Annotated in this window: 13 protein-coding genes; 9 read left to right on the top strand and 4 right to left on the bottom strand. The window is 72.1% G+C overall.

The genetic code is table 11. From position 1 onward, the window contains the following. The first annotated feature begins 21 nt into the window (after positions 1-21). The 8 genes from D9V36_RS26355 to D9V36_RS26390 all read left to right on the top strand — a co-directional run bounded on the left by D9V36_RS26355 (position 22) and on the right by D9V36_RS26390 (position 8,687). Positions 22-330, top strand: coding sequence for a hypothetical protein (locus tag D9V36_RS26355; RefSeq protein WP_129295926.1), 309 nt, complete (start codon positions 22-24; stop codon positions 328-330). Next, positions 327-983: an ATP-binding protein gene (locus tag D9V36_RS26360; protein ID WP_129295927.1), complete on the top strand. Its 657-nt coding sequence runs from the start codon at positions 327-329 to the stop codon at positions 981-983. Before D9V36_RS26355 ends, D9V36_RS26360 begins: the two co-directional genes overlap by 4 nt. Positions 984-1,130: 147 nt before the next feature. Then, positions 1,131-1,706: a TetR/AcrR family transcriptional regulator gene (locus D9V36_RS26365; RefSeq protein WP_129295928.1), complete on the top strand. Its 576-nt coding sequence runs from the start codon at positions 1,131-1,133 to the stop codon at positions 1,704-1,706. 129 nt (positions 1,707-1,835) lie between these two features. Then, positions 1,836-4,151, top strand: a complete 2,316-nt coding sequence (locus D9V36_RS26370) for an MMPL family transporter (protein ID WP_241721048.1) — start codon at positions 1,836-1,838, stop codon at positions 4,149-4,151. A gap of 334 nt (positions 4,152-4,485) precedes the next feature. Beyond that, a complete protein-coding gene (locus D9V36_RS26375; protein WP_129295929.1) occupies positions 4,486-5,724 on the top strand; it encodes an energy-coupling factor ABC transporter permease in 1,239 nt (412 codons plus the stop codon). A 1-nt stretch (position 5,725) separates the two neighbouring features. Further along, complete coding sequence (gene cbiQ, locus D9V36_RS26380) at positions 5,726-6,487, top strand: cobalt ECF transporter T component CbiQ (protein ID WP_129295930.1); 762 nt, start codon at positions 5,726-5,728, stop codon at positions 6,485-6,487. Then, positions 6,475-7,248: an energy-coupling factor ABC transporter ATP-binding protein gene (locus D9V36_RS26385; RefSeq protein WP_206739733.1), complete on the top strand. Its 774-nt coding sequence runs from the start codon at positions 6,475-6,477 to the stop codon at positions 7,246-7,248. Before cbiQ ends, D9V36_RS26385 begins: the two co-directional genes overlap by 13 nt. A gap of 218 nt (positions 7,249-7,466) precedes the next feature. After that, a complete protein-coding gene (locus D9V36_RS26390; protein WP_129295932.1) occupies positions 7,467-8,687 on the top strand; it encodes a serine hydrolase domain-containing protein in 1,221 nt (406 codons plus the stop codon). Positions 8,688-8,963: 276 nt separating this feature from the next. On the opposite strand, the gene D9V36_RS26395 is transcribed toward D9V36_RS26390, so the two are convergent. From D9V36_RS26395 to D9V36_RS26405, 4 genes are all read right to left on the bottom strand, one after another. After that, positions 8,964-9,815, bottom strand: a complete 852-nt coding sequence (locus D9V36_RS26395) for an EamA family transporter (protein ID WP_129295933.1) — start codon at positions 9,813-9,815, stop codon at positions 8,964-8,966. Beyond that, positions 9,812-9,940: a hypothetical protein gene (locus D9V36_RS42705; protein ID WP_277753466.1), complete on the bottom strand. Its 129-nt coding sequence runs from the start codon at positions 9,938-9,940 to the stop codon at positions 9,812-9,814. Before D9V36_RS42705 ends, D9V36_RS26395 begins: the two co-directional genes overlap by 4 nt. An 88-nt stretch (positions 9,941-10,028) precedes the next feature. Further along, on the bottom strand, positions 10,029-11,678 hold the full coding sequence (locus D9V36_RS26400) for a penicillin-binding transpeptidase domain-containing protein (protein ID WP_129295934.1): 1,650 nt from the start codon (positions 11,676-11,678) through the stop codon (positions 10,029-10,031). Between the two features lie 187 nt (positions 11,679-11,865). After that, positions 11,866-13,605, bottom strand: a complete 1,740-nt coding sequence (locus D9V36_RS26405; RefSeq protein WP_129295935.1) for a dolichyl-phosphate-mannose--protein mannosyltransferase — start codon at positions 13,603-13,605, stop codon at positions 11,866-11,868. An 88-nt stretch (positions 13,606-13,693) separates the two neighbouring features. Here D9V36_RS26405 and rsmI point away from each other — a divergent pair, with 88 nt between their 5' ends. Further along, positions 13,694-14,575: a 16S rRNA (cytidine(1402)-2'-O)-methyltransferase gene (rsmI, locus tag D9V36_RS26410; protein WP_129295936.1), complete on the top strand. Its 882-nt coding sequence runs from the start codon at positions 13,694-13,696 to the stop codon at positions 14,573-14,575. The last annotated feature ends 42 nt before the right edge of the window (positions 14,576-14,617 follow it).

The following is a 14,617-nucleotide window of genomic DNA, read 5'->3' on the forward strand; positions in this document are numbered from 1 at the left end:
TCTGCAAAGGGAGTTGAGGTCATGCACCGCCAGTACGCGCACGTCATCAACCGACTGCGGTCTCTGATCGCCCCACGTGGCCGACACCGTGCCGGAGCGCTGAGCCATTTTTCCCGCCCGGCCCGCGCCGCCCGGCCGACAGTCGTTGCGACGGCGCCCCGCCGCCCCGGCCCCTACGCCACCGACACCCCCATCGACGGCCGGGCAACGGCCATGATCCGCCCCTACCTGCTCACCCGCGAACAGCGGCACGAGCGACGGCATCGGCGACAGCTCCGCACGCTTTGGGTTACCGCATATGGCATGCGCGACATGGAGGTGGCGCGGTGAATGCCGATGACGCTTCGCTGCGGCGGCTGCCCTGGGTCGGGGAGGATGGCCGGCCCAGCTATCTGTCCACGGACGGCGCCGGCCCGGTGTCCCGCCTCGTCAACCGGCTGGAGGCAATGCGGCCCGGCGGGGCAGGTGGGCCGCTCGACCAGACGCCTGACGTATGCGCCGACTTCGGGCGGGATCCGGAACCTGAACTCGGTTCCCCGGACGGTCAGTTAACGGATGCCCTCTGGCGCGCGTTGAAGCAGTCGTCCACCCCACTCCAGGCGTTGGGCCTGCAGTCGCTCCCCGGTGGGGACCTTTCCTCCGCGTGCGCCGCCCGCCATTACGTGCGGACCATGGCCTGCTGGTGGGGGGTGGCCCCGGAGCAGGTGGAAGCGCTGGAATTGATCACCGGGGAGCTCGTCGGCAACGCGCTGAAGTACAGCGACAGCCGCCTCATTGCCGTCGCGCTCTCGCGTACCGCGCGGACCGCGTGTATCGGCGTGAGTGATGAGGGGCTGGGCTGTGTGGCCGCGCCGGTGAGGCCGGGGTCTGAGCAGGAGGGCGGGCGCGGGCTGCTGATCGTGGAGGCGCTGGCCGATCGCTGGGGGCAGCGGAATCTGGAGGGCGGCTTCGCAGTCTGGGCCGAGATGGTCCTCAAATGCTGAGGGTCGCCCCGGTGACGCAGGCCACGAGCGAAACGCTTCCGTTTCGCTCGGGGTGGCTCTATCTTCGAGGTGTACGAAACCGTTTCGTTCGCAGTTGCCGTCGGTAAGGTGGCCGCGAGCGTACGGTCCGACCAGGAGGTAGGTGTCATGGGGCGCAGCCGGCTGACTCCCGAGCGGGAGGGCGAGTTCTTCAATGCCGTGCTCGATCTGCTGCGCGAGGTCGGCTATGACGCGCTGACCATGGATGCCGTTGCCGCCCGTACGCGCTCCAGCAAGGCCACCCTCTACCGCCAGTGGCAGGGAAAGCCGGAGCTCGTCGCCAGGGCGCTGCGGCACTGCAAGCCGGTCAGTACCGCGGACATCGACACCGGGACCCTGCGCGGCGACTTCGCCGAGCTGGTGCGCCGGGCCGACAACGCGGGGCAGGTCGAGAAGGACGCGGCCCTGATGCGGGGGCTGGGGATGGCCATCCACGGCAACCCCGAGCTCCACCAGGCCCTGCACGAAGTCCTCCTCGACCCCGAGGTGACCGGGCTGAACGCGATGCTGCAGCGCGCCATCGACCGCGGCGAGATCGCGGCCGGATGTCCCGCGCTCCAGTTCGCGCCGCACATGCTCGTCGGCGCCCTCATCGCCCAGCAGCTCATCGAGGACCGCTGCGCCGATGCCGCGTTCCTCTCCGCCTATCTCGATGCCGTGGTCTTCCCCGCCCTCGGCGTCTGATCCCGCCCGCCCCACACTCCCCTTTCATTCCAGTCCTCGTACCCGGCACGCCGCTCTCGTCGCCGGGGTGATGGCGCACGCCTCTGTACGCCCAAGTACGCCCTTCATCCGACGGGAGCACCCGGTCTCATGGCCACCTTCCTCTACAAGCTCGGCCGCTTCGCCTTCCGGCGGCGCCGCTTCGTCGCCCTGATATGGGTGGCCCTGCTGGCAGTCGCCGGTGTCGGGGCCGCCACCGCCGCCGCACCCGCGGCCGACTCCTTCTCGATCCCCGGCACGGAGGCCCAGCGTGCCTTCGACCTTCTCGACCAGCGCTTCCCCGGTACGAACGCCGACGGCGCCACCGCCCGGGTGGTCTTCAAGGCCCCCGCGGGCGAGACGATGAAGGACCCGGCGAACAAGGCGGCCGTCGAACGGACCGTGCACGCCCTGCAGTCGGGCTCCTCGCAGGTCGACCGGGTCGCCGACCCGTACGCCGCCAAGACCCTGAGCAAGGACGGCCGCACCGCCTACGCCCAGGTCTCCTACAAGGTCACCGGTTTTGAACTGACCGACGCCTCCAAGGACGCCCTGAAGGACGCGGCCAAGGACGGCCGGGCTGCCGGGCTGACCGTCGAGACCGGCGGCAACGCCCTGCAGGCCATCCCCGAGACCGGTGCGACCGAGGTCATCGGCATCGTGATCTCCGCGGTGGTCCTCGTCATCACCTTCGGTGCGCTGATCGCGGCCGGGCTGCCGCTGCTGACCGCGCTGATCGGCGTCGGCATCGGCGTCTCCACCATCACCGCGCTGAGCAGCACGCTCGACCTCTCCAGCACCACCTCGACGCTGGCCACGATGATCGGCCTCGCCGTCGGCATCGACTACGCCCTGTTCATCGTCTCCCGCTACCGCGCCGAGATCACCGAGGGCCGCGAGCGCGAGGAGGCCGCCGGACGCGCGGTGGGCACCGCGGGCTCCGCGGTCGTCTTCGCGGGGCTGACCGTGGTGATCGCGCTGGTCGGCCTCACCGTCGTCAACATCCCGATGCTGACGAAGATGGGCCTGGCCGCGGCCGGCACCGTCGTCATCGCCGTACTGATCGCGCTGACCCTCATCCCGGCGCTGCTGGGCTTCGCGGGGGCGCGGGTGCTGCCCCGTAAGGCTCGTAGGGCCCCTAAGGCCCCTAAGGCCCCTAAGGAGGCGGGTGAGTCGGAGAGCGCGAGTCTCGCCGAGCGGCCGAATATGGGTACCCGCTGGGCGCGCTTCGTGCTGCGGCGGCCGGTCTCCGTGCTGCTCGCGGGCGTGGTCGGCCTCGGTGTCGTCGCGATCCCCGCGGCCTCGCTGGAGCTGGGGCTGCCGGACGACGGCTCGCAGCCCACCCACACCACCCAGCGCAAGGCGTACGACCTGCTGTCGGACGGCTTCGGGCCGGGCTTCAACGGTCCGCTGATGCTGGTCGTCGACGGGCGGGACGCGCACGACGGGCAGAGCGCCAAGTCCGCTGCCGCGCGGGTCGCCAAGGAGGTCGGCAAGCTGGACGACGTCGCCGTCGTCACCCCGCCCACCTTCAACAAGGCCGGCGACACCGCGATGCTGAACGTCGTCCCGAAGTCGAAGCCCAGTAGCGTCGGGACCGAGGACCTGGTGCACGACATCCGGTCCACGGCGAGCGGCATCGCCACGGACACCGGGGCGAAGACCCTGGTCACCGGCACCACCGCGATGAATGTCGATGTCTCGCAGAAGCTGAACGACGCGCTGGTGCCCTATCTCGCGCTGGTCGTCGGCCTGGCCTTCCTGCTGCTGATGGTGGTCTTCCGCTCGGTGCTCGTCCCGCTCAAGGCGGCGCTCGGCTTCCTGCTCTCGGTGGTGGCGGCGCTCGGTGCGGTCGTCGCCGTCTTCCAGTGGGGCTGGCTGGCCGACGTGTTCGGGGTCGAGCAGACCGGCCCGATCATGAGCATGATGCCGATCTTCATGGTGGGCGTGGTCTTCGGGCTGGCGATGGACTACGAGGTCTTCCTCGTCACGCGGATGCGCGAGGCCTTCGTGCACGGTGAGCGTCCTGGCGGCGCCGTGGTCACCGGCTTCCGGCACGGTGCGCGGGTGGTCACCGCCGCCGCGGTCATCATGATCAGCGTCTTCGCCGGCTTCATCGGCTCCTCCGACTCGATGATCAAGATGATCGGCTTCGGGCTCGCCGTCGCCGTCTTCTTCGACGCCTTCATCGTCCGCATGGCCCTGGTCCCCGCGGTCCTGGCGCTGCTGGGCCGCTCCGCCTGGTGGCTGCCGCGGTGGCTCCAGAAGGTCCTGCCGAATGTGGATGTCGAGGGGGAGGGGCTGCGTACGCAGCTCGGCGACGGTGACGGTGACGGCGAGGGGGACGGCGGCAGCGGTGCCGGTGCCGGTACCGGCAGGTCTGACGGGCCGGATCCGAGCGCCGCACGCGAACCGGCTCGCGTCTGACGGGCCGGTACCGCTCCGGCTTCCGGCCGGTGCATCCAGAGGGCCCGGCGACGGCCTCCCGTGGGGACGGGGGCGGTCGCCGGGCCGCGGTGCGTACGGGAGCGTACGGCGGCGTAAGGGGCGTACGGAGGCGTGCGGGGGCGTGCGAGTGGCAGGGTCGGCACCCCGCTTATTCGTACGTATGCGCCTCTGGGGGAGGGTGTGCAGAGGGGTGCAGGTGGGACCCGGCTTTGCGCGCGCCGTGGCCGTTTCGCATCATGGGCGCTCTTGCAAGTTATTTGCAGGAGACACCACCATTGGTGGGTTGCAGAGCCTGAAGCGGAAGAAGCCTGAGATGCACGTACCCGATGGATTCATCAACGCGCCGGTGTCGGCCGCGACCGGTGTGGTCGCCGCCGCCGCGGTCGCGGTCAGTCTGCGGGGCGCCCGGCGCGAGCTGGCGGGTGCGGGCGCGGGCGCGGGCGGTGTCTCGGGCGCGGAGCGTACGGCGCCGCTGGCCGGACTGGTCGCGGCGTTCATCTTTGCCGTGCAGATGCTGAACTTCCCGGTCGCCGCCGGCACCAGCGGGCATCTGCTGGGCGGAGCGCTGGCGGCGATACTCGTCGGCCCGTACACCGGTGTGCTGTGTGTCTCCGTCGTGCTGCTGATGCAGGGCGTGCTGTTCGCCGACGGCGGGCTGACCGCGCTGGGTGTGAACATCACTGATATGGCGATCGTGACGACCGTGGTCGCCTACGCGCTGTTCCGCGGGCTGGTGAAGGTGCTGCCGCGGCGGCGCCGCTCGGTCACCGTGGCCTCGTTCGTCGCCGCGCTGGTGTCGGTGCCGGCCGCCGCCGTGGCCTTCACCGCCATCTACGCGCTCGGCGGGACCGCGGACGTGCCGATCGGCAAGGTGTTCACCGCGATGGTGGGCGTCCACGTCCTGATCGGGATCGGCGAGGCGGCTATCACCGCCCTGACGGTCGGCGCGGTGATAGCCGTACGCCCCGACCTGGTGTACGGCGCACGTGGCCTGGCCAAGCCGCTGGAGCTGCGGACCTCGCCGCTCGCCGCGCCGGCCGGCGAGTCCGCGCCTGCCGACGGGTCCGCGCCGGCCGGTGGGGCCACGGCTGCCGACGCGCCCTCCCGGCCCGCCGCTCCCGCCCCCGCCTCCACCTCTCCCGCTCCCGCAGGCGCCTCCGCGGTCTCCGCGGCCCCGCGCCGCTCCGTCCGCCGGGTCTGGCTGGCCGGGCTCGCCGCCGCCCTGGTGTGCGCGGGCGGCATCAGCTACTACGCCTCCGCCAGCCCCGACGGCCTGGAGAAGGTCGCCCACGACCAGGGCATCGACGCCAAGGCCAAGGACCACGCCGCCAAGGACTCCCCGCTCGCCGACTACAGCGTCAAGGACATCACCAACCCGCGCCTGGCCGGCGGCCTCGCCGGTGTGATCGGGGTGGGCGCGACGCTCGCCGTCGGCACCGGCGTGTTCGTCGTGCTGCGGCGCCGCAGGAACGCCGACAGCGGTGAGCAGCCGGGCGCGGGCAGCGGCGAGCGGCAGGCTGCGGGCACCGGGCGTTCCTCGGAGAGTGCCTGAGATGGGCGCCGGCCATGCGCACAAGCTGTACCGGCACGGACATTCACCGGTCCACGCCCTGCCGGCGCACTGCAAGATCGCCGCGGTCTTCTGCTTCGTCCTCGTCGTCGTCTCCACCCCGCGGGAGGCCGTCTGGGCGTTCGGGCTCTATGCGCTGCTGATCGCGGCCGCCGCGGGGGCCGCCCGGATTCCGGCCGGGTTCCTGCTCAAGCGGCTGCTGATCGAGGTGCCGTTCGTTGCCTTCGCCCTGCTGATGCCGTTCGTCGCCGAGGGGCCGCGCGTCGCGGTCCTCGGGATGAGCCTGAGCGAGTCGGGGCTGTGGGGCGCGTGGAACATCCTCGCCAAGGGGACGCTGGGCGTCGCCGCGTCCGTGCTGCTCGCCGCCACCACCGAACTGCGCGCACTCCTGCTGGGCCTGCAGCGGCTCAAAATGCCGCCGCTGCTCGTCCAGATCGCCTCCTTCATGATCCGCTACGGCGATGTGATCACCGATGAGATGCGGCGGATGCGGATCGCCCGGCTCTCCCGCGGCTTCGAGGCGCGCGGCGTCCGCCACTGGGGCGTGCTCGCCAAGTCGGCCGGCGCGCTGTTCATCCGCTCCTACGAGCGCGGGGAGCGGGTCCACCTCGCCATGGTCAGCCGCGGCTACACCGGCACCATGCCCCAGGTCGGCGAGGCCACCACCACCCGCGCACAATGGACGGGCGCGGCCGCCCTCCCCCTCGCCGCGCTCGCCGTCTGCCTCCTGGGATGGACCCTTTGAGCACCACCGCACCCGCCCCCTCCCTCGCCGTCTCCCGGCTCGCCTACGCCTACCCCGACGGCCACCAGGCGCTCTTCGGCGTCGACCTGACCGTCGGCCGCGGCGAGCGGGTCGCGCTGCTCGGGCCCAACGGCGCCGGCAAGACCACCCTCGTCCTGCACCTCAACGGCATCCTCGAAGCGGGCGCCGGCACCGTCGAGGTCGCCGGCCTCCCGGTCGCCAAGGCGAACCTCGCGGAGATCCGCCGCCGGGTCGGCATCGTCTTCCAGGACCCCGACGACCAGCTGTTCATGCCCACCGTCCGTGAGGACGTCGCCTTCGGTCCGGCCTCCTCGGGACTGCGCGGTGCCGAACTGGAGGAGCGGGTCACCGAAGCGCTCGGCCGGGTCGGCATGGCGGAATTCGCCGACCGTCCGCCGCACCACCTCTCCTTCGGGCAGCGCCGCCGGGTCGCCGTCGCGACCGTGCTGGCGATGCGGCCCGAGATCCTGGTCCTCGACGAGCCGTCCTCCAACCTCGACCCGGCCTCCCGCCGTGAACTCGCGGACATCCTGCGGTCGTTGGACGTCACCGTCCTGATGGTCACGCACGACCTGCCGTACGCGCTGGAGCTGTGCCCGCGGTCCGTCGTGCTCTCCGACGGGGTGCTCGTGGCCGACGGGACCACCCAGAAGCTGCTGTGCGACGAGGAACTGATGCGCACCCACCGGCTGGAGCTGCCCTTCGGCTTCGATCCGCGGTCGGTCGATGTTCCGCGGTGACCTGCGGTCGGGCCGACGACGACCCGCCACCGGCCCGACGACTACCCGCCACCGGCCCGACGACTACCCGTCGCCGGGCTGACGGTGACCCGTCGCCGGGCCCCACCCCGGTGAGATCCGGGCCCCGGCGCACCCGTGTGACGAAGGCCACGGGGTGCGGTCCTGGTCATCAGCACTGATCCGCGCGTTGCACCATGGATGGGTCACGAATGCGACGGATGAGTGGGAAGCAGGAACCAGTGGTGGACGTCCAGGGCACGGTCGAGGACGGCTTCGAGCCGGTCCGGGACGCCTTCATGGCCAACTTCGCCCGGCGCGGCGAGCGGGGCGCGGCGGTCGCCGTGTACCGGCACGGGCGCAAGGTCGTCGACCTGTGGGGCGGCACCAAGGACGGGGACGCCGGCAAGCACGCGGCGGGCGCGGCCCTCTGGGAGGCCGGCACGGCCCAGGTGATCCGGTCCGCGACCAAGGGCATCGCGGCCCTCGTCCCGCTGCTGCTGCACCAGCGCGGACAGCTCGACCTCGATGCGCCGGTCGGCACGTACTGGCCCGAGTTCAAGGCCGCCGGCAAGGAACGCGTCCTCGTCCGCCATCTGCTCTCGCACCGCGCCGGACTGCCGGCCCTGGATACCCCGCTCACCCCCGGTCAGGCCATCGACGGCGTCAGCGGCCCCGCCGCGCTCGCCGCCCAGGCACCCTTCTGGGAGCCCGGCACCGACCACGGCTACCACGCGCAGACCTACAGCTGGCTGATCGGCGAGCTGGTGCTGCGGGTCACCGGCCGCAGCGTCGGCAGCTGGATCGCCGACGAGATAGCCGGGCCGCTCGGCCTCGACTTGTGGGTCGGCCTGCCCGAGGCGGCGCAGTCCCGCGTCGGACGAGTCGCCGCCGTCGCGGCGCCGGCCCCGCCCGCCGCGACCGGCCTGCGGGCGCGCCCGAAGCCGTCCGTCGCCGACGCCTACGCCGATCCGGACTCGCTCACCAGTCGCGCCTTCGCCGCGATCACTCCGGCGCCCGACGAGAACGACCCCGCCTACCGGGCCGCCGAGCTGCCCGCCTCCGGCGGTATCGCCACCGCCCGTTCGCTGGCCCGCTGTTACGCCGCGCTCATCGGGGCCGTCGACGGCCACCCCCGGCTCTTCGCGCCCGCGACGCTCACCCTCGCCCGGACCGAGGAGTCCGCGGGGCCCGACCGCACCCTCCTCGTCCCCACCCGCTTCGGCCTGGGCTTCATGCTCCACGGCCCGGCCTCGCCGCTCCTGGCCCCCGGCTCCTTCGGCCACCCCGGCCGCGGTGGCGCGCTCGCCTGCGCCGACCCGGAGACGGGGCTTGCGTTCGGGTATGTCACGAATGGGATGCAGCGGAATGTTACGGCGGATCCTCGTGCGCAGGCGCTGTTGCGCGCGGTTTCCCACGTTGCCGTTCCGCCGCGGCGGTGACTTCCCACGTTGCCGGGTGACCCGCCGTTTTTCTTTCTGTTGTTCTTTCCCGCCTTCGGCGGCAGCGGGGTTGGTTGTCGTGGGGTTGCCGCCTTCGGCGGGGGTGGGTGTGTGGGGTGGGGCCCCGGCTGAGTGAGGGGTGCCGGGTTCGGGGCCTCCGGGATGGGTGTTCGGACTGCTTCGCTTTACGCTCCGCTGCGCTCCGCCTTTGCTCCCCTGACGCAGCGCGCGTTCATGCGGGCGCTGCGGGCCGCCTGGGTGTGGGGCGCCGCTCGCTCAGCCGGTGTGGAGCATCAGGCCGATGCCGATGACCATCAGGCCGGCCGCGGCGATCCGGGGGGCGCCGAAGCGTTCCTTGAAGAAGAGGGCGCCGATGGCGGCGCCCACGATGATGGACGATTCGCGCAGGGCGGCGATGGGGGCGAGGGGTGCGCGGGTCTGCGCCCACAGGACCAGGCCGTAGGCGAAGACGGAGAGCACACCGCCGGCCATGCCGCGCAGGGCGATGGGGCGCAGTTCGGTGAGGAGTTGGCGGCGGCGGGTGGCGAGCGCGTAGGCGGGGATGACGATGCCTTCGAGGATCATCAGCCAGGCGATATAGCCCAGGGAGGTGCCGGAGGCGCGGACGCCCAGGCCGTCGACGGTGGTGTAGGAGGCGATGGCCAGGCCGGTGGCGAGGGCGGCGAGCAGGGCCGGCCAGTGCGGCCTGGTGCCCGAACCGCGGATGCCCCAGAGGGCGACGCCCACCAGCCCGGCGGAGGCCAGGGCGACACCGGCCAGCCCCCAGCCGTTGGGGACCTCGTGGACGAAGACGGCGGCCAGGACCGTGACGACCAGGGGCGCGGTGCCGCGGGCGATGGGGTACATCTGGCCGAAGTCGCCCAGGCGGAACGACTGCATGAGCAGGGCCTGGTAGACGATGTGCAGCACGCTGGAGGCCAGGAGGAAGGGCCAGGCGCCGGCCGCGGGCAGCGGGGTGACGGCGGCCATGGCCAGGCCGCAGAGCGCACCGCCGCCGCCGACCAGGGTGAAGGCCAGGAGCTGGTCGCGTATGCCGTGGGCGATGGCGTTCCAGCTGGCGTGGGTGACGGCGGCCATCAGGACCGCCGCGACGACGAGCGGGGTCATGCGGTGCGCTCGCGGACGTCGACGGCCCGGCCGCCGGCGTACTCGGTCGGGGCCGCGGGGCCGAGCGGGACGACGGCCGTGTCGTGCATGGTCTGCGGGGCGGTGCCGGACCGGGAATCGCTCATGGCCCGCACGCTAGCGAAGGCGGTGCGGGCCATGCGAGGGGAATTCGGTCGATGAGATGAGGGGCACCCGGGAGGTGCCCCGCGTCCGTCAGCCGGCGGTGAGGATGGCGCGGACCAGCGGGCCCGCGTTGGAGCCGCCGTGGCCGCTCGCCGGGACGACGGCCGCCGCGGCGAGGTCGTCGCGGTAGGCGGAGAACCAGGCGTTGGGCTTCTTCTGGTTGTCGACCTCGGCCGAGCCGGTCTTGGCACCGATGTCACCGCTGACCCCGGCCATCGCCTCGGCGGCCGTACCGGAGGTCGCCGTCAGCTTCATCAGCGACTTCAGGCCGCTGAGGGTGGACGGCTTCATGGTGCGGGCGGCCTTGGCGAGCGTCCGGTGGTCCAGCGACGGCGAGACGATGTACGGCTGGTGGAAGGAGCCGGCCCGGACCGTCGCGGAGAGCGAGGCGACATTGAGCGGGTTCATCCGCACGCCGCCCTGGCCGATCAGCGAGGCCGCCATCTGCGCGTCGTGCTGCACGGGCACCGCACCGTCGAAGGTGGGGATGCCGGTCTGCCAGTTCAGGCCGATGCCGAAGACGTCCCTGGCCTCATTGGTCAGGTCGTCGTCCTTGAGGTCCTTGGCGTGCGAGATGAAGGCGTTGTTGCAGGACGCGGCGAAGCTCTGGGCGAAGGTGCCGTCCTTGATCTCGGACTTGTTGAGGTTCTGGAACTTCCAGCCGCCGACGGTCACGTACTTGGGGCACGGGTTCTTCTTGCCCGGCGAGGTCAGGCCCTTGTCCATCAGCAGCGCCGACGTCACGATCTTCATGGTCGAGCCGGGGGCGAGCGACCCCTGGGTGGCCATGCTGAAGCCCCGTGCGGGGGAGTTGGCGAGCGCCAGGATCTCACCGGTGCTGGGCTTGACCGCGGCGGCGGAGGCGGACTTCTTGCCCTTGACCGCCCGCTCGGCCGCCGCCTGCATTTTGGCGTCCAGCGTGGTCTTGAGCGTGCCGGGGGTCCCCTTGGAGAGCACCTTCAGCGTCTTGTCGGGCAACTGGTCCGCGGCCTTGGCGGCCTTGGCACGGTGGATGAACAGCTCCACCCCGGGCTTGCCGTCGGTCTTGGCGCCGTACTTGTCCCGCAGGCTGTCCAGCACCCCGGCCAGCGCCGGATGCGCCTCGGGGGTCAGCTCCGCGCCGTTGCGGTCCACGGCCTTGATCGGCGGCGCCTCGGCCTCGCCGGTCTGCAGCTGATCGCCCTTGGTCAGGCCCGGGTGCAGCATCGCCGGCTGCCAGGCGATCTGCGGCTTCCCGGTGGTCTTGTCGCGCTGCACGGTCGTGGCCGTGCGGTACGAGTAGGCCGCCTTGGTGCCCTTGTAGTCGATCTGCGCGGCGACGGAGTACGGCACCTTGTCGCCCGACGGCGTGCCCGGCGTCACGGCCACCTTCGAGAACCGCGCCTGCTTGGCCAGGGCCTCCAGCGCAGCCTTGCACTTGACCGGGTCGTCCGTCATCCCGGCGGCCTTGGCCGCGTCGCCGGACTGCCAGGCGGTCAGGAAGCCCTGTGCCGTCGTGTGGACCTCCTTGGCCGACAGCGGGCCGGTCGCCACCTTGGGCTTGTCGCCCGACTTGGCGTCCGCCGACCTGACCTCCTGCGGAGACCCGTCCGAGCCGCCGAACAGCGTGAAGCCGCCCACGACTCCCGCCACCAGGGCAACCGATCCGCCGATCAGCCCGTACTTCACCTCTCGGCGCATGCCACCGATTCCCTCCCAGAGCCTCGGCCCTGAATACGCACACAAGAACGTGCCCCGCACTCTAAGGGACACGGGGAGGTGGTGAGTCTCGATCAGGGCACGGTCCGGTGACGCGCTGTTGTGCAGCTGTTACAGAGTTGTCGAACTTCCGCCGGACCGCCCCCGGTCGGCCGCGCCGGCCGGCCGGCTACACCCAGGTGTCGAACCACATCCGGTGGTGCCAGGCCGACTTGGGAATGGGCATACCCGTATAGAGAGGATAGAAGTAGATGAAATTCCACACGATCAGCAGAACCAGGACACCGGCACCGACCGCACCGACCGTGCGGCGCCGCTCGGTTGACCCCGGCGGCCCGATGAGCGCGCCGATCAGCATCGCCAGCGCCAGACACAGGAACGGGACGAACACCACCGCGTAGAAGAGGAAGATGGTCCGCTCCTGGTAGAGGAACCACGGCAGATAGCCCGCCGCGACCCCGCAGGCGATCGCCCCGGCCCGCCAGTCCCGCCGGAACAGCCAGCGGTAGAGGACGTAGAGCAGCGCGAAGCAGGCCGCCCACCACAGCAGCGGGGTGCCCAGCGCCAGCACCTCGCGGGCGCAGCCCTCGGCCGCCGTGCAGCCGTCCTGTCCCGCCTTGGGGTCCTCGTAGAAGTACGAGACCGGGCGGCCCAGGACCAGCCAGCTCCACGGGTTGGACTGATAGGTGTGCGGGGTGGTCAGTCCGGTGTGGAAGGCGTAGACCTCGGTCTGGTAGTGCCACAGGCTGCGCAGCCAGTCCGGCAGCCAGGTCCAGCCGCCCGCCCGGCCGTCCGGCGTGGTCGCCCAGTCGCGGTAGTAGCCGCCCTTGGTGGCGATCCAGCCCGACCACGACGCGAGATAGGTGGCGAGGGCGAGGACGACGGTGGACCCGAAAGCGGGCAGGACATCGCGCCGGAGCGTCGAGCGGAACGGCCGCCGGGCGCCCGCCGTACGGCGCGCCGCGACATCCCACAGCACCGACATCAGGGCGAACGCCGCGAGGTAATAGAGACCGTTCCACTTCGTCGCGGCGGACAGGCCCAGACACAGCCCGGCCGCGATCCGCCACGGCCGCCACCCCAGCCGCAGCCGGTCGCCGGCCTCCCCGTCCGGGTGCGCCACGCTTTCGGAGTCGAGCGGCAGCGCCGCCGCCAGCCGGGCCCGGGTGCGGTCCCGGTCCACCAGCAGGCAGCCGAACGCGGCCACCACCCAGAACATCACGATCAGATCGAGCAGCGCGGTCCGGCTCATCACGAAGTGCAGACCGTCCACCGCCAGCAGGGCGCCCGCCAGGCAGCCCAGCGCCGTCGACCGCATCAGCCGGCGGCCGATCCGGCACACCAGCAGCACCGACAGGGTGCCGAGCAGCGCCACCATGAACCGCCAGCCGAAGGGGTTCAACCCGAACGCCCACTCACCGAGCGCGATCAGCCACTTGCCCATCGGCGGGTGGACGACGTACGAGTGCTCGGGCGAGAGCAGGATCTGCGGCGGATGCCCGACCAGCGCGTCATTGGCGTTCTTGGCCCAGGTGCCCTCGTAGCCGTACTGCAGCAGCGACCAGGCGTCCTTGGGGTAGTACGTCTCGTCGAATATCACCTTCCGCGGGCTGCCCAGGTTCCAGAACCGCAGCACCCCCGCGAACAGCGTCACCAGCAGCGGCCCGGCCCAGCCCGACCACCGTGCCAGCCGGTCCGCGGCGGCCGGGCCCACACCGAACACCGCCCACAGGCGGCCGCTCGGCTCGGGGAAGGCGGGCACCAGCCGCGCGCGGACATCGCCCTGCGCGTGGACCGGATACCCGAAGCGGCGCAGCCGCCGCTGCCACCCGGGGGGCGCTTCGGCCGGCTCCGGGGCGTGCTGCGCGGCGGCGTCGGTCGCGGTGGTGTCACTCGTCACCCGGCCCATCGTAGGGAAGCGGCCTGTGGACCGGTGGGGACGCCACCGGCGGACACCGGCGGATCGGGGCGCGGCGGCCTCCTGGGAGGATGGGCAGGTGACTGGAACGCTGGTACTTGCAGGGACGCCCATCGGGGAGATCGCGGACGCGCCGCCGCGGCTCGCCACCGAGCTGGCCGCCGCCGATGTGATCGCCGCCGAGGACACCCGCCGGCTGCGCCGGCTGACCCAGGCACTTCAGGTCCAGCCCTCGGGGCGGATCGTGTCGTACTTCGAGGGCAACGAGGCGGCCAGGACGCCCGAGCTCGCCGACGCGCTGGCCGGCGGGGCACGGGTGCTGCTGGTCACCGACGCGGGCATGCCCTCCGTCTCCGACCCCGGCTACCGGCTGGTCGCCGCGGCGGTCGAGCGGGACATCAAGGTCACCGCCGTACCGGGCCCCAGCGCGGTACTCACCGCCCTCGCCGTCTCCGGCCTGCCGGTGGACCGCTTCTGCTTCGAGGGGTTCCTGCCCCGCAAGGGCGGCGAGCGGCGCTCCCGGCTGCGCGAGGTCGAGGACGAGCGGCGCACCCTCGTCTACTTCGAGGCGCCGCACCGCCTGGACGACACCCTCGTCGCCATGGCCGAGATCTTCGGCGCCGACCGGCGCGCGGCGGTGTGCCGTGAGCTGACCAAGACGTACGAGGAGGTCAAGCGCGGGCCGCTGGGCGACCTCGTGCCCTGGGCGGCCGAGGGGGTACGCGGCGAGATCACCATCGTCGTCGAGGGCGCCCCGGAGAGCGGACCGCAAGAGCTGGACGCCGACGAGCTGGTGCGCCGGGTGCGGGTCCGCGAGGAGGCCGGCGAGCGCCGCAAGGAGGCCATCGCCGCGGTCGCCGCGGACGCCGGGCTGCCCAAGCGGGAGGTCTTCGACGCGGTGGTCGCGGCGAAGAACGCGGAGAAGAGCGCGGGGAAGGGCCCAGAGAAGGGCCCGGCGTAAAGCCAAGGGAAGAACGCCGCGAAGGGCTCGTCGAGAACGCCG

Source organism: Streptomyces lydicus (assembly GCF_004125265.1).
In the GTDB taxonomy this organism is placed as follows: domain Bacteria; phylum Actinomycetota; class Actinomycetes; order Streptomycetales; family Streptomycetaceae; genus Streptomyces; species Streptomyces lydicus_C.

Bases quoted from the DNA above. Each gene is read 5' to 3' on its own strand.
- D9V36_RS26355 (WP_129295926.1), top strand. From the start codon at position 22: ATGCACCGCCAGTACGCGCACGTCATCAACCGACTGCGGTCTCTGATC.
- D9V36_RS26365 (WP_129295928.1), top strand. From the start codon at position 1,131: ATGGGGCGCAGCCGGCTGACTCCCGAGCGGGAGGGCGAGTTCTTCAAT.
- D9V36_RS26370 (WP_241721048.1), top strand. From the start codon at position 1,836: ATGGCCACCTTCCTCTACAAGCTCGGCCGCTTCGCCTTCCGGCGGCGC.
- D9V36_RS26375 (WP_129295929.1), top strand. From the start codon at position 4,486: ATGCACGTACCCGATGGATTCATCAACGCGCCGGTGTCGGCCGCGACC.
- cbiQ (WP_129295930.1), top strand. From the start codon at position 5,726: ATGGGCGCCGGCCATGCGCACAAGCTGTACCGGCACGGACATTCACCG.
- D9V36_RS26385 (WP_206739733.1), top strand. From the start codon at position 6,475: ATGGACCCTTTGAGCACCACCGCACCCGCCCCCTCCCTCGCCGTCTCC.
- D9V36_RS26390 (WP_129295932.1), top strand. From the start codon at position 7,467: ATGAGTGGGAAGCAGGAACCAGTGGTGGACGTCCAGGGCACGGTCGAG.
- D9V36_RS26395 (WP_129295933.1), bottom strand. From the start codon at position 9,815: ATGACCCCGCTCGTCGTCGCGGCGGTCCTGATGGCCGCCGTCACCCAC.
- D9V36_RS42705 (WP_277753466.1), bottom strand. From the start codon at position 9,940: ATGAGCGATTCCCGGTCCGGCACCGCCCCGCAGACCATGCACGACACG.
- D9V36_RS26400 (WP_129295934.1), bottom strand. From the start codon at position 11,678: ATGCGCCGAGAGGTGAAGTACGGGCTGATCGGCGGATCGGTTGCCCTG.
- D9V36_RS26405 (WP_129295935.1), bottom strand. From the start codon at position 13,605: ATGGGCCGGGTGACGAGTGACACCACCGCGACCGACGCCGCCGCGCAG.